The organism is Pseudomonas sp. SIMBA_067 (assembly GCF_046534675.1).
In the GTDB taxonomy this organism is placed as follows: Bacteria; Pseudomonadota; Gammaproteobacteria; order Pseudomonadales; family Pseudomonadaceae; genus Aquipseudomonas; species Aquipseudomonas putida.
In genome coordinates this window covers 1-259 of record NZ_JAWRYH010000734.1, presented here as the reverse complement: position 1 = coordinate 259, position 259 = coordinate 1, and the positions used below count along the sequence as shown (strand labels likewise).

Below are 259 nucleotides of genomic sequence, written 5' to 3'. Positions count from 1 at the left end.
CTTTTCATAGGCGTAGATATTCTTACATTGCTAACGCCAGCGTCTTCCAGTGTGCGCATCAACGTTGAAAGCGCGCTACCTGCGCCTATGAGGTGAAACTCAACACTGTCTCCGAGGCGTTGAGCTAGCTCAGGTATTATCCGATGAAGGCCTTGACCTGCTCCAATATTTCCGGCATAGACGACCTTTAATCGACGTTGGCTTGATTCCTGCGGCGGTACAAGTTGAGCCGGAGAATCTTTCATGCACAGCTCATCGA

At 50.2% G+C, this 259-nt stretch carries 1 pseudogene; it reads right to left on the bottom strand.

The window, feature by feature from the left end:
* Positions 1-245: pseudogene (locus tag SB765_RS31105) on the bottom strand (glycosyltransferase WbuB); the annotation flags it as partial.
* Between the last annotated feature and the right edge of the window lie 14 nt (positions 246-259).